Here is a 20,429-nt window from a genome sequence, read left to right on the forward strand (position 1 = left end):
ATCATCCAAACCAACAACAACCCAACCGAGGGCGCCAACATCAGCCGCGCCAATCCACGCGTGTTCGCAGTCGCCATGTTTTCCTCCTCCCAACCGGCACACGAGCGGCAAAGCCGTCGGTGCGTCTTTTCAGCCGCGAACGCTGGCAGCGGTCGCGCGTTCATAGAGCGCGAGCACCCGGTCCACTGCGGCAACCAGAATGTCCTCGGCCCTTTGGCCCTCTTGCGGGGCAACCTGCGGCAGATACTGATGTAGCACCGGTTCGGGGATGCGCACACCGTCAAGCACGCCCATCAATCTCGCCACGGCAGCCTCCGCCTCCGGCCGCGTCCAGTAATAACGGATACGATCGCTGTAACTGAAATGGCGCTGGACGCGCAGCGCCGTGGCATCACCGTGGTAATAGCCGATCCAATAGCCGGGCGCTTCCGTCAGCAGCGCCTCCATGGCCTTGGCAAGGGAACGCTCGCCGTAACCGGGTACCAGTTCCGACGCGACGAGGTCGAGCGCATACAGGGCCTCGCGATAGGCGAAGGTGAGACCCGGCCCAACCTTCAGGATCGGGTAGCCGTCGTGGACCAGGGCCGCCAGCGCATTGCCCGTTTGGTAGTCCGTCGAATGGGCCTCGAAAACCAACGTCGGCTCGTCGTCGAGAAGGCTGCTCAAGGCTGCGGCACGCGGCGGATCGTAGGCGATGACATTGTCGCTTCCGAACTCGACACCCGGCTGTACGACAAAAGCGATGACACGCGCAAAGACCTCGGCGAGCCCCGCCCTGGCGAATGCCGCACGATGCACGGCAATGGTCTCGCGGGCCGCTTCCGGCGCCGTCGGCTCGACCGTCGCCAATACGTGGTCCGCGCCGCCCGGGACGGGCACTTCCGTGCCGAGGATATAGACGGGAGCCGGCAGTCCGGCACGGGCGGCCGTTCGTTCCGCAACGGCACAGAGCGCGGCGGCGCGCTCCGCCACGGTGCTGTCGTCGAGGGCGGCGGGCTCGCCGGCGCAGCCCATCGAGGCGTCGAGGTGAATCTTGCCGAAACCGGCTGCGACATAGGCTTCGATCATGCCTGCCGCATTCGCAAGCGCGACCTCCGCCGTCTCCTTGCGCCAGGGATTGGGACCAAGATGGTCGCCACCGAAAATGATCTGGTCGGGGTGCACACCCTCATCGCCGGCGATCTGCCCGACGAAGGCGACGAAATCGGCAGGCGTCATCCCGGTATACCCGCCGAACTGGTTGACCTGGTTGCAGGTCGCCTCGATGAGCACCGGCCCGCCACTCTTTGCGGCGCGCCGCAATGCTGCACGCAGCACAACGGGATGCGCAGAGCAAATGGAGGGAATTCCATAAGGCTGACCCGCATGCCGGGCGGCGGCAAGGCCCATCAGGACGTTCTTCATGCTGTCAGCTCCCGGCCCGCAGCGGCAATGAAATCATCAAGCTCCGCCCTGTTGGAAACACCTTCCATCGGCCCCTGCTTGGTGACAGTGCGGGCGCCGGCGGCATTGGCGTAAAGCAGCGCCCGGGCGGGCGGCAGGCCGGCACGCCGGCTTGTCAGATAGGCTGCGCCGAAGCAGTCGCCCGCGCCCGTCGGGTCGACCTCCTCAACCGTGAAAGCCGGGCAGTCGACACGGCCAAAGACCTTGCTGAAATGGGTAGACCCGTCACTGCCGCGCTTCAGCACGACTTCGCCGATGCCCAAGCCGAGGAGGTGCTGCACCGCAGCCTCTTCCGTCGCAGCACCGGCCGCAACCAGCAATTCGTCACCGGATGGCAACAGCAGGTCGGTCACCGCAAGCATGTCATCGATGAGCTTGCGGCCCGCACCGTCCTGCACAAGCTCCTTGCGGATGTTCGGATCAAAGGAAACCGAGCCGCCGCGCGCCTTTACTGCTTGGACCGCTTCCACCAGGATTTCGGCAATGCCGGGAATGGCGAAGGCCGAGCCCATGACATGGACGTGCCCCGCCCGCGCGATCAGTGTGCGTGCCGCCTCGGTCATGCTCGTTTCGCCGGCCGCCGAATACGCAATGTTGAACACGAAATCGCGTGCGCCATCGTTGCGATAGCGGACGAAGGCACTGCCTGTCGGCTTGCCGGCAATCGTAGCGATCGCCGAGACGTCGACGCCATCGGCCCGCAACCGTTCCACGTTGAGCGTGCCGAAATCGTCGTCACCCACGGCGGCGACTATGCCCGCAGCACCACCGATACGCGCCACCTGGTCGATGAAAATGGCAGGGGCGCCGCTCGGGAACGGGCCCAGAAGCGGCTGGGCCTCCAGAAACCCGGCGCCGATCGTCGTCGCCATGATCTCAACTAGGATTTCACCGACCGTGACCGTCGGCCCCAAAACCTCCGCCGCCAATGTGCTTTTTGTAGCCAATGCTTTCTCTCCCGCATGAAAGCCGCCGAAACGACTCCACCAACTGCATGAGAGATAACGGCCTTGCATTGCAAAAGTCAACATAACTTTACGCGCGTAAATTAATTTATGCCATTGTTCAATGCGGCAACGCAGCAAACGTCATCATGCAGTGCAGCAGGCGCACTATATTTAGGCGATATTTTTCAGATACTTATGCCACAATCAGAAAATAGGCGCCTACCGACACCCGATAATTCTCTTGACATTCGCCCGCAACATACCGGATAAAAACTTTACGCATGTAGCTTTATGCGTGGACATCCGTAAAGGAGGAACGGACTATGAGGACTCTTATTTGCATTCTGTCATCGTCTGCCGTCGGCCTGGGCCTGCTCCCCGGCCTGGCACAGGCGGAGGAAATCAGCATCGCCACCGTGAACAACGGCGACATGATCATCATGCAGAAGCTGTCTGCCGCCTGGGAGAAGGAAACCGGCAACAAGATCAACTGGATCGTGTTGGAAGAAAACGTCCTGCGTGAGCGCGTGACGACCGACATCGCCACCAAGGGCGGCCAGTTCGACATCATGACCATCGGCGGCTATGAGGCGCCGATCTGGGGTAAGCAAGGATGGCTGGCGCCGGTCGACGATCTCGGCGACGATTACGACTATGCCGACCTTCTGGAGCCGATCAAGGCAGGGCTGACCGTCGACGGCAAGCTCTATGCTGTGCCGTTCTACACCGAAAGCTCGTTCACGCTCTATCGCAAGGATCTGTTCGACGCAGCCGGCCTCACCATGCCTGATCAGCCGACCTACGAGCAGATCAAGGAATACGCGGCCAAACTCACCGACAAGTCCAAGCAGCAGTACGGTATCTGCCTGCGCGGTAAGCCGGGCTGGGGCGAGAACATGGCCTTCCTCGGCACGATGGTGAATGCCTATGGCGGGCGCTGGTTCGACATGGACTGGAAGCCGCAGCTCAATTCCGAGCCGTGGAAGAAAGCCATCACTGACTACGTTGCCCTTCTGGGTGAATACGGCCCCCAGGGTGCGACGGCGAACGGGTTCAACGAGAACCAGACCCTGTTTGCGACCGGCCATTGCGCGATGTGGATCGACGCGACGTCCGCCGCGGGTCGCGTCTACGATCCCAAGCAGAGCCAGGTCGCCGACAAGATCGCCTTCACGCGCTCGCCGATCGCAGAAACGGCGAATGGATCGAGCTGGTCCTGGTCCTGGAACCTCGCCATTCCGGCAACCTCGCAGAAAGCCGACGTCGCCAAGTCCTTCCTGAAATGGGCGACCTCCAAGGACTATGTGAAGATGGTCGGCGAGAGCGAAGGCTGGGTTGCCGTGCCCCCGGGCACACGCAAATCCACCTACGCGCTGCCGGAATACCAGAAGGCGGCACCGTTCGCGGAAACCGTATTGCAGGCAATCCTGTCGGCCGATCCGTCCAAGCCGACCAAGGATCCGGTGCCCTATACCGGCGTGCAGTTCGTCGCCATTCCGGAGTTCCAGGCGATCGGCACCTTCGTTGGTCAACAGGTCAGCGCAGCGCTCGCCGGCCAGCAGACCGTCGATGCCGCGCTTGAAGCGGCCCAGACGCAGGTCGAGCGCGACATGACGCGCGCCGGCTACATCAAGTAACGGGTTCAGCCTGCGGCTTGCCCGCGGGCCCTCCCGGGGGGCCTGGCGTTTCGGCGCCGGGCCTCTCCGCATCAAAAAAGTTTTCGATCAACAGAACCGCCACCACAGCCCGTTTTGACGACGGGATGGAGAACCGACATGAGACTTCAAGACAAGATTGCCCTGATCACCGGCGGCGCGCGCGGAATTGGCCTCGGCTTCGCGGAAGCCTACGCCGCCGAGGGCGCAAAGGTCGTCATTGCCGACATCAATCTCGAGCGCGCGCGCGAAGCGGCCGCTTCCATCGGTCCTGCTGCGACTGCCGTCAAGCTTGACGTCACGAACCTTGCCGACATCGAAGCCGTGATCAAGCAGGTCGACAAAGACTTCGGCGGCATCGACATCCTCGTCAATAACGCGGCGATCTTCGACATGGCGCCAATCCAGGCGATCACCGAAGACAGTTACGACCGCGTTTTCAACGTGAACCTCAAAGGCCCGCTGTTCACGATGAAGGCGGTGGCGAATGTGATGATCGCGCGCGGGCGCGGCGGCAAGATCATCAACATGGCAAGCCAGGCCGGCCGGCGCGGCGAAGCGCTGGTGACGCTCTATTGTGCGTCGAAGGCCGCCATCATCTCCGCGACGCAGTCGGCGGCGCTTGCTCTCGTCAAGCACGGCATCAATGTCAACGCGATCGCGCCTGGCGTGGTCGACGGCGAACATTGGGATATCGTCGATGCGAAATTCGCCGAGTGGGAAGGGCTGAGGCCGGGCGAGAAGAAGGCGGCGGTGGCGCAGTCCGTGCCGATCGGCCGGTTCGCGACGCCGGATGACATCAAGGGTCTCGCCGTCTTCCTCGCCTCGAAGGACAGCGATTACATTCTCGCCCAGACATACAATGTCGACGGCGGCAACTGGATGAGCTGAGCCATGGCAAGCCACATGAAAGCGATCCACTTCACCGCCAAGGGCGAAGCGAGCCTTGCCGATCTGCCGGTCGGCGATCTTCCCCCCGGCCATGCCCTGGTCAAGGTCCGAGCATCTGGCCTCTGCCACACGGATATCGATGTGCTGCACGCGCGTTATGGCGACGGCGCCTTCCCGCTTGTGCCGGGCCATGAATTTGCCGGTGAGGTTCAGGCGATTGCAGCCGATGTCACCGGTGTTCACGTTGGAGACCGGGTCGCCGTCGATCCGAACCTGCCCTGCGGCACCTGTCCTTCCTGCCGGAAAGGGCTATCGAACCTCTGCCAAAACCTGAAGGCCTATGGCGTGTCGCACAATGGCGGCTTTGCCGAATACAGCATCGTGCGCGCCGACCACCTGCACGGCATCGGCGACATGCCCTATCACATCGCAGCTCTCGCGGAGCCGCTCGCCTGCGTGGTGAACGGCATCGGCAGCGCGGGTCTGCGCAACGGCGCACCCATGCCGCGCGAGGCGCTGGTCATCGGCGCCGGCCCGATCGGCCTGCTGCTGGCGCTTTCGCTGAAGGCGGAAGGTGCGGAAAACGTCAAGGTCGCCGATATCAACGAAAGCCGCCTCGCCTTCGCCGCCGAACTCGGGCTGGGCGGAATTGTCTCCGGTTCCGCAGACCTTTCGAGCAGAACGCGCTCCTACGACTTCGTGGCCGATGCCACCGGCATTGCGCGTGTCGTCGAAGGCATGATCGACCTTGTCGCCGATGGTGGCACGGCCCTGCTTTTCGGCGTTTGCGCGCCGGATGCGCGGATCTCTATCGCGCCGTTCGAGATCTTTCGCCGTCAGTTGAAGCTGGTCGGTTCGCATTCGTTGAACCGCAATATCCCTGATGCGCTGGATATCCTCAAGCGCGATGATGGCAGCATGGCAAAACTCGTCTCGCATCGGCTGACGCTGGAGGAGGTTCTGCCGTTCTTTACACGGAAGCCGACGGACCCCGCCACGATGAAGGTGCAGTTTGCCGCCGACTGATCGCCGAACTGCCGATTGTCGCCTCCAGTTTGCGCTTTCCCCCCGAAATGGGGCCAGCTAAGAAGGCGTGCATCAGAATCCAGGGAGCACACGTTTGGCCAAGTCGATCAGAACGATGGAGGATTTTTCCGAGTTCGTCGGCCTGTCCCGGCCCACGGTGTCGAAGTACTTCAACGACCCGTCTTCGGTGCGCAAGAAAACGCGCGACACCATCGAGGAAGCGTTGAAAAAATCCGGCTTTCGGCCGAATATCTTCGCCGTGAACCTCAACCGCCGCCGCTCGAACATCATCGGCGTGGTCATTCCCAACTCGGCCGACCCGTTCTACATGGCGCTGACGCGGCGCATCGAACTGATCGCCAATGAAGCGGGCTTCCTTGCCTTCGTGCTGTCGTCAGATGGACGCGCGGATATGGAGGACAACGCAATCAAGACGTTTAAGTCGATGAACGTCGCCGGCGCCATCATCGCACCGCTCGGAACGCGCTCGCGCCACACCACGCTGGAACGGCTCGGCGAAGCCATTCCACTCGTCTATGTCGATTCTCCGATCGATGAGGCCTCGGCGTTCGTCGGCACGGACAACCGCCAGAGTTTCGGGCTGATCGTCGACTATCTCTGCCGGTCCGGCGAACCACCCTGCTATTTCGGCATGCCGCAGGTCAATACGAACGCCGCCACCCGCCTGAGTGCCTACCGGGAGGCCATGGAACGCCTCAATGTCGAGCCGCGAATCCTGCCGGTCGCCGACACGACCACCTGGGATTTCGAACAGTTCGCCTTCGAGGAGGCAAGCCGCCTCTTCACGAAGCCGGATCAACTCGCCTCCCGCACCATTCTTTGCGCCAATGACCGTCTGGCCTTCGGTGTCATCGCCGCCGCCTGGCAGCGCGGCTTGAAGATCGGCCACGGTGCCGGCTACGACCTCCGTGTCGCCGGTCACGACGACCATCCTTTGTCGCGGTATGCCTGCCCGCCCATTACGACGGTCGCGCAGAACTACAACGAGATCGGCCGCCTCGCGATCGAACTTCTCCTTCGCAAACTCAGCGAGGTGAACGATGGCGCGACCGCCAAGGATCAGATTCTGCTGAGATCCGATCTCATGCTCAGGCAGTCGGCCTGATTTCCTGGGTGAATGCCGAATTGCATCTCAGGTCTTGAAGGGAAAGCAGATCGCGAGGACTCGTTAAATCTGTCGCCAGCTAGATAAGGTCGCGCGCCACAGCATTACAGGAAAGACTATCGGTGCCCGCCATTCTCCAGTCCTGCGTGACGGTCGCACGGCTCCACAGGTGGCGATAGAGCGGCGACGTCTCCAGCAGGCTTTCATGCGTGCCGCTCGCCACAATCGTGCCGGCGCCGAGGAGAATGACCCGATCGGCAGCGATGATCGAGGGCAGGTTGTGCGCGATGACGAAGAGGGTGCGACCGTTGGCGAGAGACGAAATCGCCCGTTGGATCGCCTCCTCGTTCTCCGGGTCGAGCGCGGAGGTCGCTTCGTCGAGGAGGACGATCGGCGCGTCCTTGAGGATCGCCCTGGCGATACAGATGCGCTGGCGCTCGCCGCCGGAGAGACGGGCGCCGAGCGTGCCGACCATCGTCCGATAGCCGTTCTCGAAGCCCAGGATCGTGTCATGCACGGCAGCGGCCTTTGCCGCCACCTCGACCTCAAGGTCGGATGCCTCCGGGCGGCCCGCACGGATGTTGTCGGCGATGGTTTCGTTGAAAAGCAGGGCCTCCTGAAAGACGGGGGCGATCATCGCGGCCAGCGTCCGGTCATCAATCTCCCGGATATCCCGATTACCGATGAAGATGGTGCCGGCGTCCGGCTCCCAGAAGCGCATCAACAGGTGCAGGCAGGTGGTCTTGCCGCTGCCATTGGCGCCGATCAGGGCAACCATCTCGCCATGTCTCGCCTCGAAGGAGGCACCGGAAAGCGCGGGCGCCTGCCGACCGGCATGCGTGAAGGATACGTTCTCGTAGCGGACGTCGAAGGTATTGGGGCTTCTGCCCTCGCGCATCCGGGGTAGCGGTGCAGCAACAATGGCCGCGATATTGCGCTGTCCGATCCGGGCGAGCACAAGCATGGCGGTAAGGGTCGCAAAGTTTCGGGCCGGAACGGTCGCCGAAACGATCAGCAGAAGGGCGCCCGTCAGCCGGATGGCATCGGTGCCTGACGCACTGCCAAAGGTAAAAATGGAGATGAGGACGGCAATGGCCGCCGACATCTCAATGGTCATGCGGAACAGGATGGCGATCGGCGTGATCTGCCGGACGCCGCGCCAGGCACCGTCGCGCAGCCGCGCGACATTCAGGGCGAAGTCATGCCCGACATCGCCGCCGGCGGCAAAGGCGCGCAGCACCGATACGCCCTCCGCCTGCTCCTGCATGGCGAGCGACGCCCCGGCAAGGCTCTGCGCGCGACGCTCCAGCCCCACCGCAAGCCGGCGCTGCGCGATGATAAGTATGACAAAGCCGGCCACCATGGTCGCGATGGCCGCGAGGCCGGCGATTGGCCAGGCGACGATCGCCCCGGCCAGGCAGACGCAAAGGACTGCGGCATTGGCAGCGATCTCCGGCCGCGTATAGGATGCATGGTTTTCCAGCCAGAGCACGTCTTCCGAAACGGCCTGGATAAGCTTGCCGCCAGCGATCGCCCGGAATGCGCCGAGCGGCATGCGGATCAGATGCGCAAGAATCAACCGCCGAAGGCGCAGCCCGCCACCATAGGCTCCGGCATAGAGTCTTCTCGATATGGGCCAGAGCAGCAGGCGACGAAACACGAAGATCGCAAGCAGCATGCCGGCGCACCAGAGGGCCGAGCGCGCCGGATCGCCGTCGGCAGAGTGCCAGAGGAAAACCGCGGCAAGAAGCGGCTGTGCAGCGAGCAGCAGCCCGTCGAGCATACGCCCGAGCAAGCCTGTGTCCAGCCGAAGGCCAAGGGACAGAAGCGCATCACGATCCGCCATCAACGTCCGTCCTGTTTTGAAGGGTGAAGGATCGGGCTGTGACATGGGATCGCCACTGCCGCGCATAGGCGCCGTCGCGCGCCAGGAGTTCATCATGCGAGCCGCTTTCGGCAATGCGGCCATCCTCTAGGTAGACGATGCGATCGAACGCCCGCACGGAGGAGAGGCGATGGGCTATCGCTATCACCGTCCTGCCCCTCGCAAGTGCATCCAGCGCCTGTTGGATTTCGTGCTGGCTGTCCGGATCGAGATAGGCCGTCGCCTCGTCGAGCACGAGGATCGGTGCGCCCTTCAGGATGGCGCGGGCAATCGCGATGCGCTGCTTCTGCCCGCCGGAGAGCCCCTCGCCCCGATCGAGGATCGTATCGTAACCGTTGGGCAGTGACCGGATGAAACCATCCACCTCGGCAAGGCGCGCCGCCGCGACGATCTCATCCCCTGTCGCCCCCGGCCGTCCGATTGCGATGTTGGCACGGATGGTTTGGGAAAACAGGAACGTTTCCTGGAACACGGCCGTAAACTGCGCGGCAAGGTCCTGCTGGGGGAAGGAACGGATATCGCGGTTGCCAAGGGTGATACAGCCGGAATCGGGGTCGAAAAAGCGAAGCAGAAGACGCGCCAAAGTCGATTTCCCGGAGCCGCTGGGACCGACAAGCGCCAGCCTCTGCCCGGCCCTGATGTCGAGGTTGATCTCCGTCAGCGCAAAGCCGTCACCATAAGCGAAAGCAACCTTTTCGAACCGGACGTCCTGCCCGCTTTGCGGCTGCGCCTGGAGAACGGGGAGATCCGGCAGACCGAGCAGCGCATCGACACGCGCCAGCGAGGCTTGCTGGATGCGCAGCCGCCCCATCGCGCCGAACAGCCGTGCGCCAAGCGAAGAGAATGCGAAGGCGGAAAGCAGGAAAAAGACGAGGACGGAGAAACCGTCGGGCATCGGATGGAGCCAGAGGCCGAGCGGTGCCACGACCAGCAGCGTCGAGGTGGTGGTGAGGAAGAACCAGTTGGTGCTGGATGCCGCGAAGGCCAACCACTGGCCGACCACATCCTCCACCTCCCGGAAGGCCGCCTCCGCCCGGCGCAGATCGCCTGGGCCGATGCCATAAGCCTTGATGACCGGGACCATGCGGATCGCCTCCTGCAAGGTCGCATCGACCGCCGCCTGCGCCGCGACGAAACGGACGGACAGTCCACCATCACGCCTCAGGATCAGAGAAAAAGCAGTAAACCCTGCGAACACCGGCATGAACACGGCAATAGCCAGCCGCCAGTCGACGACCAGCATGGCGACGCCGAAGACGAGCGGCACGATCATGACAGCAACGAGATCGGGGATGAGATGGGCGATGCCATCCTCGATGCGCTCGACATCCTCCATGAGCGTGCGACGGATATCGGCGGCCTCGAAACTCTGGACGGCTCCGAGCGGAGCGGACCAGAGTTTCCGGCCGATCGCAAGCCGCGTCTCGGCCTGTACGTCGATCGCCACGCGATGCGACAGCAGGTTCGACACGATCTGCATGAGACAGGAGAGCATGACCGAGCCAACGAGCCCCAACGACCAGAACATCGCGCCATCGCGATCTCCAGAAACCAGGGCTCCGACGGCCAGCGCAACGACAGCCGCAACGGCCGTTTCCAGCACGGCGGCCAAGGTCGAGGCCGCGATGACGATGCCCATCCTGCCGCGGTGCCCCTCGGTCAGCGCCCATAGGCGGCCAGCGGCTCCGCCGCCGGCAACCTCGGCACCTTGCCCGGCCTTTTCGGGTGTGTTCACCGTGGTCTTCGCCATCGGTAGCTCAGAACTTGAGCTTGAAGCTGCCGCCGAACGTCAGCGGGTCTCCCGGCGAAACGAGCGTCCCGACACCGAGATTGACCGCTACCGTGCGATAGTCCACGTCGCCGATGTTTTTGGCGAAGACGTAAGCGGCATAACGGTTGTTCTCCACCCCGGCATAGGCGTCCAGCAGACCGTAACCCTTCTGCCTGATCGTGTTCTGCACGTCGAAATAGTAGCTCGACCGGTAGCGATAGTTCACGCCAACCTTGCCGACGAGATCGTCGAAGCCCGCCTCCCACTGGTAGGCGGCACCGGCCGAACCGGTGAAGCGCGAAACGAACTGCTGCTGGTTGCCGCTGACATCCACCGTGCCGGAGCCGTCGAGCGCGCGGGCATTGCGGAATTCCTTATAGGTGGCGTCCGCGTAGCCGGCACCGGCGGTCAGCGTCCAGTGCTCGTCGATATCATAGGCAACGGAGAGTTCGCCGCCGAAGGATCGGCTCTGCGGCGCATTCGAGATCGGGGTGGCGCCCGTCAGCGCATTGAAACCTTGCACCTGCTGGTCGCGCCAGTCGATGTAGAACAGCGACGCCTCGACCTTCAGCCGGTCGTCGAGAGCCGCGGACTTCAGACCCACTTCGTAGCTGGTGACGCTTTCCGAATCATAGGCGCCCTCATCACCGAGGCCGACGAAGCCGGAATTGAAGCCGCCTGACTTGTAGCCGCTCGAAACGCCGCCATAGAGGTTCAGTCCCTCCATCGGCTCGAATTGCAGGCCAATGCGCGGCGTGACGTAGGTTTCGGAAAGCCTGGCGCTGTAGCCACGCGCAAAGGTCCCGGTCAAGCCGAGCAGTTCGGCGGTCTCATTTGCGGTGAAGTCGTAGTCGAAGGACTTGCGATCATGGCCGATACGCAGGCCGCCAAAAACCTTCCATTGGTCGTTCAATGCGTAGGTGCCGTCCGCAAAGCCCGAGAGCGAGACCGTGTCCGTATCGCCGCGGGTCGACAACGTCGCCGCGCCACCGGTAAACGTGCTGTTGGCGCCATAGGTGCGCGAGGCCTCGGAGAATTCGCCGTAAAGGCCGGCGACCCAGTTGAAGCGCTCGTTGTCCTCGGAGACGTAGCGCACCTCTTGCGACCATTGACGATAGCTGCCGTCGAACGGATTGTCCGCGCGGTAGCGGAAATTCGGAAAGCCGAGGGACTGGAAAAGCGCGTCATAGGCCGCGAAATAGCCGAGCGGAAAGCCATTGCCGTCGACATCTACCGCGCTTTTCTGGAAGCCAGTAATCGAGACGACCTTGTCGCCATTGTCGAGGTGGTAGGTGAACTGGCCGGAGGCGGTAGCAAGATCGCTCTCGATGCGCGTCGGATCATCGACAGCGACACCCCTCCTGCCCTTCAGGAAATCCGCTTCCGGCATGCCGAACATCTCACCGTCCAGCACCTGACGCTCGACATCGACGATGCCGAGGAACTCGAGGTTGTCGGTAAGGTCACCGGCTATGCTGACGCGGCCGTGCACATCCTTGCCACCGCCGAGATCCTCACCATTGATCGTCGAGTGGAGGAAACCGTCGGTCTTGGACGCAGAAATGGCACCGCGCACCGCCCAGCCATTGTCACCGATCGGCGTATTGAAGATGCCGGTCGCCGTCATGGTACCGAACCGGCCATACTCGACGCCGACTTCGCCGCTGGTCTGGTCGGGATCGGGCAGGTTCGAGATGATGTTGACGGAACCGGCAATGTTGTTACGGCCGTAGAGCGTGCCCTGCGGTCCACGCAGAAGCTCGATGCGATCGACGTCAAGCAGCGTGCCGCTATGGGCTTGCGCGCTGCCGATGCCGACGCCGTCGAGATAGACGCCGACGGACGGATCGCTCTCGATCAGAGCGGAGCCGACGCCGCGGATCGCGGTGAAGGACGTATAGAGTTTCGCCGTTACGGCACCGGCCTGCGCATTCGGCTCGGCGGCGATGGCATCGTCGCGGCGCCGGGTTTTCCGAAGCGCCAGCGTCTCGCCGCTCTCGACCGCAATGCTTGCCGGCACGTCCTTGCTCTCCGCCGCGCGCTTCTGCGCCGTAACGATGATCGGCTTCAGGATGGTCGCTTCCGTCGCATCCTGTGCGAGAGCAACGACAGGCAGGCTGGTGCTCGCAAGTAGGGCTGCGAACCTTATGGCAGTTTTCATGATCAATCCCCGGACCCAATTCGACGCGGATTATCGTTTCGGGAGGAAGATGGGTCGAGGCGCTTGGCTTATGCGTTTCGGCAAAAAGCTTACGATTATTGTCCAGTTTTAAATCATTCAAGATTTCAAGCGGCTAGGCGGATAGCCGAAATGCCGGGTGAAGGCCGAGGTGAAGTTTGCCGGGTGCTGGTAGCCGGCCTTGTAGGCCGCCTCCGCAATGCTCAGCCCGTCGCGCAGGATGGCGTTACGCCCGATCAACAATCGCCGTTCCAGAAGATATTCCCGGGCGCTCGTGCCAAAGGCACGCTGGAAATCCTGCTTGAGCTTGCTTTGGCCGATGGCGAAGCGGGCGGCAAGGGCAACGAGCGAATCGATAGCCGCGGCATTGGCATCTATGTACCGTCGGATTTCCAGTATGCGCTCCAGCGATTTCGGCGTGAGGTTGGCGGTCGCGGCCACCTCGGCGGGACGAAAGGCTTCCGCCAGAATGCTGAGCAGGCTCATGGCGCTGGCATCGAGATGCACGTTGGTGAAGGCGCCGTGCGCTGGCGGGTTCAACACGGACCAGGCGATCTGGCGAAGCCGCGCGTCGAGCGCATGGCGGCGGATCATCACCGGCTGGCGCATCGCCCGCTGCATGGCCTGATAGGTGGGATCGCCCTCCATGGCGGCTTGGTTGTGCTCGCTCCAGGCGGGCGTCAGCAACAGTTCCACCACGCGCACCGGTTGATCGGCATGGATCGTCATGCTCGTCGGCAGGCATTCGCCGGTGGAGGTGATCCAGACCTCGTCCGGGCAGAACCCGCCTTCGATGCCCTCCGTCGTGTTGGTGGCAAAACCTTCCAGCACGACAGAAAGGCAGATCGCCGGAAAGGTATGGCTCTGGTAGGCGAGCGGCGTATCGAGACGAAGATCGGTGACACCGAGGAACATGCCGGGGCCGACCTCGCGCCAGCGCCGGGCATCACCTTGCATTTCCTCCGGTTCCGGCAAGGTGCCGACCGCGGCGGCAGGCGAACGGGTAACGTCATGCGCCTCAGCACTGGCCATATCCGTCACACCTCGCGCTCCCCGGACCGCGCCGCAAGCGCGCGGGACGGCTGCATGCCGAAGCGGCGCAGGTAGAGTTGCGAGAAGTGGCTGGGATTGCTGTACCCGACGGCAATCGCGGCCTGGGTGATGTTCATCTCGCCAACCTCGATCAGCCGGCGTGCTTCCAGGAGGCGCTGCTCCTTGAGGAAAGCGTAGACCGCGAAGCCATACAGGCTCTTGAAGCCCGATTTGAGCCGCTTCTGCGTCAGACCCACCTCGCGGGCAAGATCGTCGAGCGTCCAGGGGCGGGCAAGTTCGGCGATCAACAGATCCCGCGCGCGCTGGAGCGGGCGGCGGTCGCGGGGCGGCACGGTCTGGGCCGGCTGCGTGCGGCGCATGGCGACGATCGACGCGTTGATGATGTCGAGCGCGCGCGCCTCGAAGGCAAGGTCGTCGCTGTCCACCATCGCGCTGTCGAAAAGCGCGCGGGCGACCGCGAGAAGATCGGGCGGCACCGGCAGCACGCCAACCCACGTGCCGTTGCCTGACGCCATGTGCAGGGCATGGTGTTCGTCGAGATTCGCCAGCACATCGCCGGCGCCAAGCTTGTGCCAGAGAGCAATATCGACGCGGATATCCATGCCCTTGAACCGGGTAGCGACCGGCACGTCGTAGAACCCGACCGCCCCGGTTGGCGCCACCATGATGTAGATGCGTCCCGGCCGATAGGGGATCGACGATAGCCGGTGCTCGGCATCCTTGTCGAGCAGCCAGCCCTGGCCCGAGGCCTCGAACAGAAAATCGATCGCCACGCACGGCTCCGTCGCGAAGCGGCCGACGAAATCGGCACCAACCACCATGTCGAAGACGGAAATCGTCAGGCCCGGCCTGACGCCGAGGATCTTGTAGGCGCCCTCCGTCGACGCGGCGGAAAAGGTCGAATCGGCGGGGCTCGGGCCGAGCACGACCACATCGTCCTGATCCGACTGCGCGAGCGCACGCTGTTCCACTCTGAGATTCATGTGTGTCGCCAAAATAATGGACCGGATCGCAATATCGCTGAACCTGATTACAATAGTCAAGTTTTCTGCGACAGCCTACTGAGAGCAGGAAACTCGCTGTGAGGGGCAATGTCGACAGCTTTTACGAATATCGCCGCACGTTCCACCACATGGACCGTGCTTGGCCTGCTTGCCGGCCTCTATGCCGCACAGTCCGTCACGGGCAGCATGGTGCAGACGGCACTACCCGTCGTGCTGCGCGATGCCAGCATGCCGCTCGACCAGATCGGCTATCTCTCAGTGCTGTTCCTGCCCTGGGCGCTGAAATTCCTCTGGGCACCGCTCATCGATCGGTTCCTCACCGAACGCAGCTGGATCCTGGTGTGCCAGGTCGGCATCATTCTGTGCTTCCTCGCCGCCACGGCGCTACCACCCCAGACCCATATGGCCTGGCTCGCCGGCGTCCTTCTCGTGATGGGTGTTTTCGCCGCCACACAGGATGTCGCGACGGATTCGCTCGCCGTGAGGGCGTCCGACGCCGACAGCCGCGGGCTTGCCAGCGGCGCTTCGACGGCCGGCGCCTATCTCGGTTTCCTGATCGGCGGGGGGCTGTGGCTCGTCGTCTACCAGCATGCCGGCTGGGCGGTTTCCATGGCGTCCATGGCAGGCTTTGTCTGCCTGCTCACCATACCCGTCTTCTTGTCCAGCGGGCTCGCAGCACCGCGTGAGAAAAGGGTGGTCGGCACGCATCGGATTGGCCTTCGAACCACCTTCGCCAACCGAACCCTTACACAGGGGCTGATCTTTCTCGTCATCTACCAGGTCGGAATCCGCATGGGATCGTCGCTGACCGGCCCCTATCTCGTCGACAAGGGCATTGCGCTCGACATGATCGGTCTTCTGCGCGGTGCAGGCGGGGCCGTCGCCGGCTTCATCGCCTCCTCGCTCGGTGCGCTCGTCGTGCAAACGGCCGGCACAACACGGTCGATCGTGATTGCCGCGATCCTCAACGCCGCACTGCTTGCAGCCCTTGCCGTCGTCGAGTTCGCTAACACCGTTTCGCCGACACTCGCCGTCGGCATCCTTCTCCTGCAGGTGGGTGCCGTCGCCTTCTCCTTCGTCGCGCTCTACGCAGCAATGATGAACTGGTGCAATCCGGACCAGACAGCGACAGATTTCGCTGCCCTCCAGAGCATCGACGCAATCCTTGCTATCGCCGCCGCCTCGGTCGCCGGCGTGCTTGGCAAGGCCTTCGGCTATGGCTGGCTGTTTTCCGCCTCGGCGGCTTTCATCCTTGTCGCCATTCTTCTCGCGCCCCGCACCCTTGCCGCTGCGCGGCACGGGGGGCGCAACTCAGTCCCAGAAAAGGTATCGAAACCATGATGCGTCACCGTTTGTCCGGCGTTTCCCTTCTTGCCCTCGCTGTCAGCCTCTCGCCGCAAAGTGCATTGGCGCAGGACAGCGCTGAGGCGACGGTGCTCGAACCGATAATCATTACCGCGACCAAACGCACCGAGGACTATTTCCTACTGCCGTCCGCCACCGATATCGCCAACGCAGAAGAACTGCATATGCGCGGCATCGATACGGTCGCCGACCTCGACCGCATCTTCCCGGACGTGAATATCCGCTCACGCTCCAGCCGCGCCTATGCCAACTTCACCATCCGCGGCCAGGCTTCGCTCGACTTCTACAATCCGAGCACGCAGGTCTATGTCGATGGCCTGCCGCAGGACAGTTTCAACCTGACCCGCGCCTTGCCCGGCAGCGTCGAGAGCGCCGAACTGCTCTACGGCCCACAGGGCACGCTCTACGGCCGTGGCGCCATTGGCGGCGTCATCAACATCGTCACCCGCAAGCCCGACAACGAACAGCGTTTCGGCTTCGATGCAGACATGACCAGTGAGGGGGCCGGCGGCACCTTCTATGCCAACACGCCGCTGATCGATGGCGTGCTCTACAGCGACGTGAACCTCTCCCTGCTGCACGACAAGGACACCTATACGACCATGCTCGGCGAAGACGTGGGTGGCACCAGGGACGTGACCGGACAGGTCCGCCTGCGCTATGCGCCGGACGGCAGCCCGTGGGACGTGACCATCAGCGCCGGACGTGGCCGCGTTTCCTCGACGGAAGAATACTTTGTCCTCGAGTCGATGCTGGAGGACCGCATCGCTTTCCCGGCACCGTCGGAATACGATCTGGACACCTGGAATTTTGGTATCAATGCCGCCTACGACCTCGGCTTCGCCACCATCACCGCCCTGACCGGCTACCAGAAGAGCGATCTCGACCGCACGATTTTCGGCAGCTATACGCCGGAAAAACAATGGACGCTGAGCCAGGAACTGCGCATCGCCTCCAATCCGGACCAGGGCAGCCCGATCGACTATGTGGCGGGCCTCTATTATCAACACCTCGATTTCACGCGGAGCGTCCCGGCTGCAGGACAGGTTTCGAACCAGAAGATCGATTCCTACGCGCTCTTCGGCGATGTGACGTGGCATGCCACCGACCGGCTCGACATCTCGCCCGGCCTGCGCCTTGATTACGAGCGTGCGGCCGCGGAAGCGACGGGTGGCGTGACGCTCAACGACGACAATTCCTTCACCGCGCTATCGCCGAAGCTCGCCGCGAGCTATGGCCTGACCGACGAGTGGCGCGTCTACGGCGTTCTCAGCACGGGCTTCAAGGCCGGCGGCTTCACCCGCAACGTGGCGCCCGCCAACATCGCCTTCACCTACGATCCGCAGAACACCTACAATGGTGAGGTCGGCCTGAAGTATCGCGACGAGGCCGGCACGCTGGAAGCACAGCTTTCCGCCTACTACAACGTCACCAAGGACTACCAGATGTTCGTCGGCGCGCAGCCGTTCCAATATCTGCAGAATGTCGGCGAGGTGACCGCAAAGGGCATTGACCTGAAGGTTCGCGCAAAACCCACCGAGGAACTCGGCATCACGGCGGGCCTTGCCTACAACCACACGCGCTTTACCGACTACAAGAACCCTTTCACGCCCGGTGCCGACCTGACAGGCAACACGGTGCCCTACGCGCCGGAATTCACCGCCAACTTGATGCTGGACTATCGCTTCGAGCTGGAAAGCGGCCGCGGCGCGCTCGTTCCCTATGCTGGCCTGACCTATGTGAGCGAGCACTATTTCGACGAAACCAACACGATCGGCCAGAAGGACTACGCGCTTGTCGACCTTGGCGTGAAATGGGAGCTCGACGACAAGGTCACGGCCGAAGCCTTCGTGACGAACGTCTTCGACAAGACCTACACGACCTATGGCTTCCAGTATCCCGGCCTTGGCAACCTTTACCAACTCGGCCAGGGTCGCACGATCGGCGGCCGCATCAACATGACGTTCTGAGGAGGCCTTCATGCGTGTCCTCATCGTCGGCGGCGGGCCTGCGGGCCTGACCTTCGCCGCCTGCCTGCTGCGGCATGGCATCGAGCCGGTCGTGGTGGAAAAAGCCGCCCGTGGCCGCACCGGCGGCTATTCCATCGGCCTGCATATCAATGGCTGGCTGGTGGCGGAGCGCCTGGGCCTGGTGGAGGCGTTCCGGGCGAAGGCCATGCCGCTCGGCGCGGCCCATCATCTCGACCGGAACGGCCGAAAGCTCTTCTCCTATGACTATCGCACGCTTGCAAAGGCGGCAAAGGGGCGTCTCCTCGCCATTATGCGCAGCGATTTCCAGGGCATCCTCACCGGCGCCATCGAAGGAAAATGCCCGGTCCGCTACGAGTTGACCGTGGCGGCCCTTGAGGACGACGGATCAGGCGTGGACGTCACCTTCTCCGACGGCAGCCGCGACCGTTTCGACCTCGTCGTCGGTGCCGACGGTTATCGCAGCGGCGTGCGGGCGCTTGCCTTTGGCCCCCACGAAGCGTTTCTCCGGCCGCTCGGCTACCGCGCCAGCGCCTGGCGCGTGCCGCTGACAAAACCGCTTGGCGCGAGCTTCGTCGGCATGATGGATGTCGATCACCAGGGCGGTCTCTACGCTGTCGGTGACGGCACAGCCGCTACACTTTTTTGCTGGCGGGACGAACGCACAGACCGGCTGGATGCCGAAGCCCGACGCGCAGTGCTGCGAGAAGAATTCGGCCACTGGCCGGAACCGGTCGCGTCCGCTCTCGAAACCGCGATCGACTGGGACCAGTCGTTCTTCGACACCGTCTCCCAGATCGAAGTCCCGAAATGGTCGAAAGGCCGCATCGCACTTCTAGGTGACTCCGCCTGGTGCCTGACCTTCCTGGCGGGCCAGGGAACCTCCACCGCCATGGCTGGCGCCTATATCCTCGCTGCCGAACTCGCGCAGAAGGGCCATGTCGAAGCACTCGACAACTATGAAGCCAGGATGCGGCCGCTGGTGACGAAGATGCAGGCGGTCTCGCGCAAGATCGGCGGTCACTACATTCCGCAGAGCACCTTCGGCATGCGCGTTCAGTCGTGGATCCTGCCGATCATGCTGTCCCGTCCCTTCATCAGGTTCACCTCAAGCCGGCTGGCGGCGCCACCGCTGGATATAGATTGAGGCCACCCCACAAATAACTTGACTATAGTCATATATTGTGATCGTTCCCGGATCGAAATGGAGCGTTTCGGGTCTGCAAACCCGTGACACCCCTCTCCCCGGAGAACCTCGTGGAGATCATCCGCGCCTGCGGCCTCAATATCTTCCTGGAAACCACCCCCGTCCGGCGGGAGATGGTGTGGGAAAGCGTGACGCCACCCGGCCATTGGATCGGCACGTTGCTGGAAGGCAGTCTGTGCGTGCAACAGGACGGGTTTGGCGAACACCTCTGGCAGAGCGGCGGCGGCACGATCTTTTCCGCAATCGACGAAGTCCATACCCGGCATGTGGTTCTGCGCGATGGCAGCGTCGCGGCCGTTTTCATACAGATCGAGGAAGAAATGGCAGAGCCGCTGGTCGGCGGCGAGACGCTGTCGCTGATTGCCCGCAAGACGCCGGATCCGCAGCTGGCGCTTCCGGAGGTGGCCCGCAGGATCGCCTGGCAGATGCTGGGCTGCCCGTTGCAAGGCCCGGCCCGTCGTCTCTACATGACCGGCAAGGCCATGGAGATGCTCGCGCATGTTCTCGACGATGCCGTAGTGCCTGATCATGGCAGCGCGAATGCGGGCTGGCCGGCGCGTGACATCGCCCGGCTGCACGAGGCGCGCAGCATCCTGCTTGCCGAACTCGCTTCGCCGCCCAGCGTGCCGGAGCTTGCCCGCCGCGTCGGCACGAATGCCAAGAAACTCGGCGCGGGTTTCCACGCGCTGTTCGGCACCACGGTCTACGGTTTCGTCAAGGCGAACCGGCTCGATGCCGCGCGCATGCTGCTGGAAGGCGGCGAAACCTCGATTGCCCACGTCGCCCGGCAGGTCGGCTACCAGCCGCAGCATTTCGCCACGGAGTTCCGCCGCCGCTTTGGCGTGGCACCCACCACCATTGCCGGCAAGGCCCGCTAGATCGGCCAAAT

At 63.2% G+C, this 20,429-nt stretch carries 15 protein-coding genes; 8 read left to right on the forward strand and 7 right to left on the reverse strand.

Annotation, left to right across the window (positions count from 1 at the left end; all coding sequences use genetic code 11):
* Window positions 1-129 precede the first annotated feature (129 nt).
* A complete protein-coding gene (locus AC1RT2_RS29390) occupies window positions 130-1,404 on the reverse strand; it encodes a D-tagatose-bisphosphate aldolase, class II, non-catalytic subunit (RefSeq protein WP_493107666.1) in 1,275 nt (424 codons plus the stop codon).
* On the reverse strand, window positions 1,401-2,459 hold the full coding sequence (locus AC1RT2_RS29395) for a tagatose kinase (RefSeq protein ID WP_493107804.1): 1,059 nt from the start codon (window positions 2,457-2,459) through the stop codon (window positions 1,401-1,403). The genes AC1RT2_RS29390 and AC1RT2_RS29395 overlap by 4 nt, the downstream gene beginning before the upstream one ends.
* 254 nt (window positions 2,460-2,713) lie before the next feature.
* Between AC1RT2_RS29395 and AC1RT2_RS29400 the strand changes: the two genes are divergently transcribed.
* From AC1RT2_RS29400 to AC1RT2_RS29415, 4 genes are all read left to right on the forward strand, one after another.
* Window positions 2,714-4,027, forward strand: coding sequence for an ABC transporter substrate-binding protein (locus AC1RT2_RS29400; RefSeq protein WP_493107668.1), 1,314 nt, complete (start codon window positions 2,714-2,716; stop codon window positions 4,025-4,027).
* Window positions 4,028-4,165: 138 nt separating this feature from the next.
* Window positions 4,166-4,936 carry an L-iditol 2-dehydrogenase gene (locus AC1RT2_RS29405; protein WP_493107670.1) on the forward strand — a complete coding sequence of 257 codons (771 nt, stop codon included), beginning with the start codon at window positions 4,166-4,168 and terminating at the stop codon, window positions 4,934-4,936.
* Window positions 4,937-4,951: 15 nt separating this feature from the next.
* On the forward strand, window positions 4,952-5,962 hold the full coding sequence (locus tag AC1RT2_RS29410) for a zinc-dependent alcohol dehydrogenase family protein (protein WP_493107806.1): 1,011 nt from the start codon (window positions 4,952-4,954) through the stop codon (window positions 5,960-5,962).
* A gap of 115 nt (window positions 5,963-6,077) precedes the next feature.
* Window positions 6,078-7,088 (forward strand): LacI family DNA-binding transcriptional regulator, encoded by a 1,011-nt coding sequence (locus AC1RT2_RS29415; protein ID WP_493107808.1) that lies wholly within the window; start codon window positions 6,078-6,080, stop codon window positions 7,086-7,088.
* 79 nt (window positions 7,089-7,167) lie between these two features.
* Here the strand turns inward: AC1RT2_RS29415 and AC1RT2_RS29420 are convergent, their stop codons facing one another.
* The 5 genes from AC1RT2_RS29420 to AC1RT2_RS29440 form a co-directional block, all read right to left on the reverse strand.
* Window positions 7,168-8,934 (reverse strand): ABC transporter ATP-binding protein, encoded by a 1,767-nt coding sequence (locus tag AC1RT2_RS29420; protein ID WP_493107672.1) that lies wholly within the window; start codon window positions 8,932-8,934, stop codon window positions 7,168-7,170.
* Window positions 8,921-10,723 (reverse strand): ABC transporter ATP-binding protein, encoded by a 1,803-nt coding sequence (locus AC1RT2_RS29425; RefSeq protein WP_493107674.1) that lies wholly within the window; start codon window positions 10,721-10,723, stop codon window positions 8,921-8,923. Before AC1RT2_RS29425 ends, AC1RT2_RS29420 begins: the two co-directional genes overlap by 14 nt.
* 7 nt (window positions 10,724-10,730) lie before the next feature.
* Window positions 10,731-12,905 carry a TonB-dependent receptor gene (locus AC1RT2_RS29430; protein ID WP_493107676.1) on the reverse strand — a complete coding sequence of 725 codons (2,175 nt, stop codon included), beginning with the start codon at window positions 12,903-12,905 and terminating at the stop codon, window positions 10,731-10,733.
* Between the two features lie 117 nt (window positions 12,906-13,022).
* Window positions 13,023-13,955, reverse strand: a complete 933-nt coding sequence (locus AC1RT2_RS29435) for an AraC family transcriptional regulator (protein ID WP_493107810.1) — start codon at window positions 13,953-13,955, stop codon at window positions 13,023-13,025.
* 5 nt (window positions 13,956-13,960) lie between these two features.
* Window positions 13,961-14,959: a helix-turn-helix transcriptional regulator gene (locus tag AC1RT2_RS29440; protein WP_493107678.1), complete on the reverse strand. Its 999-nt coding sequence runs from the start codon at window positions 14,957-14,959 to the stop codon at window positions 13,961-13,963.
* A 108-nt stretch (window positions 14,960-15,067) separates the two neighbouring features.
* Here AC1RT2_RS29440 and AC1RT2_RS29445 point away from each other — a divergent pair, with 108 nt between their 5' ends.
* The 4 genes from AC1RT2_RS29445 (at window position 15,068) to AC1RT2_RS29460 (ending at window position 20,418) form a co-directional block, all read left to right on the forward strand.
* The gene (locus AC1RT2_RS29445; RefSeq protein ID WP_493107680.1) at window positions 15,068-16,321 is read left to right on the forward strand and encodes an MFS transporter; all 1,254 of its coding nucleotides are present in this window, start codon (window positions 15,068-15,070) and stop codon (window positions 16,319-16,321) included.
* Entirely contained in the window at window positions 16,318-18,315 is a 1,998-nt protein-coding gene (locus tag AC1RT2_RS29450) for a TonB-dependent receptor (RefSeq protein WP_493107682.1), read from the forward strand. The genes AC1RT2_RS29445 and AC1RT2_RS29450 overlap by 4 nt, the downstream gene beginning before the upstream one ends.
* A gap of 10 nt (window positions 18,316-18,325) precedes the next feature.
* Window positions 18,326-19,480, forward strand: coding sequence for an FAD-dependent monooxygenase (locus AC1RT2_RS29455; RefSeq protein ID WP_493107684.1), 1,155 nt, complete (start codon window positions 18,326-18,328; stop codon window positions 19,478-19,480).
* 110 nt (window positions 19,481-19,590) lie between these two features.
* Window positions 19,591-20,418, forward strand: coding sequence for a helix-turn-helix transcriptional regulator (locus AC1RT2_RS29460; RefSeq protein ID WP_493107686.1), 828 nt, complete (start codon window positions 19,591-19,593; stop codon window positions 20,416-20,418).
* Window positions 20,419-20,429 lie beyond the last annotated feature (11 nt).

The sequence above is a fragment of the Shinella sp. GW821-FHT11G07 genome (assembly GCF_058808115.1).

What these genes read in the sequence shown, in the direction of transcription:
- AC1RT2_RS29410 (WP_493107806.1), top strand. Translation starts at nt 4,952, where the DNA reads ATGAAAGCGATCCACTTCACCGCCAAGGGCGAAGCGAGCCTTGCCGAT.
- AC1RT2_RS29450 (WP_493107682.1), top strand. Translation starts at nt 16,318, where the DNA reads ATGATGCGTCACCGTTTGTCCGGCGTTTCCCTTCTTGCCCTCGCTGTC.
- AC1RT2_RS29445 (WP_493107680.1), top strand. Translation starts at nt 15,068, where the DNA reads ATGTCGACAGCTTTTACGAATATCGCCGCACGTTCCACCACATGGACC.
- AC1RT2_RS29395 (WP_493107804.1), bottom strand. Translation starts at nt 2,459, where the DNA reads ATGCAAGGCCGTTATCTCTCATGCAGTTGGTGGAGTCGTTTCGGCGGC.
- AC1RT2_RS29430 (WP_493107676.1), bottom strand. Translation starts at nt 12,905, where the DNA reads ATGAAAACTGCCATAAGGTTCGCAGCCCTACTTGCGAGCACCAGCCTG.
- AC1RT2_RS29420 (WP_493107672.1), bottom strand. Translation starts at nt 8,934, where the DNA reads ATGGCGGATCGTGATGCGCTTCTGTCCCTTGGCCTTCGGCTGGACACA.
- AC1RT2_RS29405 (WP_493107670.1), top strand. Translation starts at nt 4,166, where the DNA reads ATGAGACTTCAAGACAAGATTGCCCTGATCACCGGCGGCGCGCGCGGA.
- AC1RT2_RS29400 (WP_493107668.1), top strand. Translation starts at nt 2,714, where the DNA reads ATGAGGACTCTTATTTGCATTCTGTCATCGTCTGCCGTCGGCCTGGGC.
- AC1RT2_RS29425 (WP_493107674.1), bottom strand. Translation starts at nt 10,723, where the DNA reads ATGGCGAAGACCACGGTGAACACACCCGAAAAGGCCGGGCAAGGTGCC.
- AC1RT2_RS29435 (WP_493107810.1), bottom strand. Translation starts at nt 13,955, where the DNA reads ATGGCCAGTGCTGAGGCGCATGACGTTACCCGTTCGCCTGCCGCCGCG.
- AC1RT2_RS29455 (WP_493107684.1), top strand. Translation starts at nt 18,326, where the DNA reads ATGCGTGTCCTCATCGTCGGCGGCGGGCCTGCGGGCCTGACCTTCGCC.
- AC1RT2_RS29415 (WP_493107808.1), top strand. Translation starts at nt 6,078, where the DNA reads ATGGAGGATTTTTCCGAGTTCGTCGGCCTGTCCCGGCCCACGGTGTCG.
- AC1RT2_RS29440 (WP_493107678.1), bottom strand. Translation starts at nt 14,959, where the DNA reads ATGAATCTCAGAGTGGAACAGCGTGCGCTCGCGCAGTCGGATCAGGAC.
- AC1RT2_RS29390 (WP_493107666.1), bottom strand. Translation starts at nt 1,404, where the DNA reads ATGAAGAACGTCCTGATGGGCCTTGCCGCCGCCCGGCATGCGGGTCAG.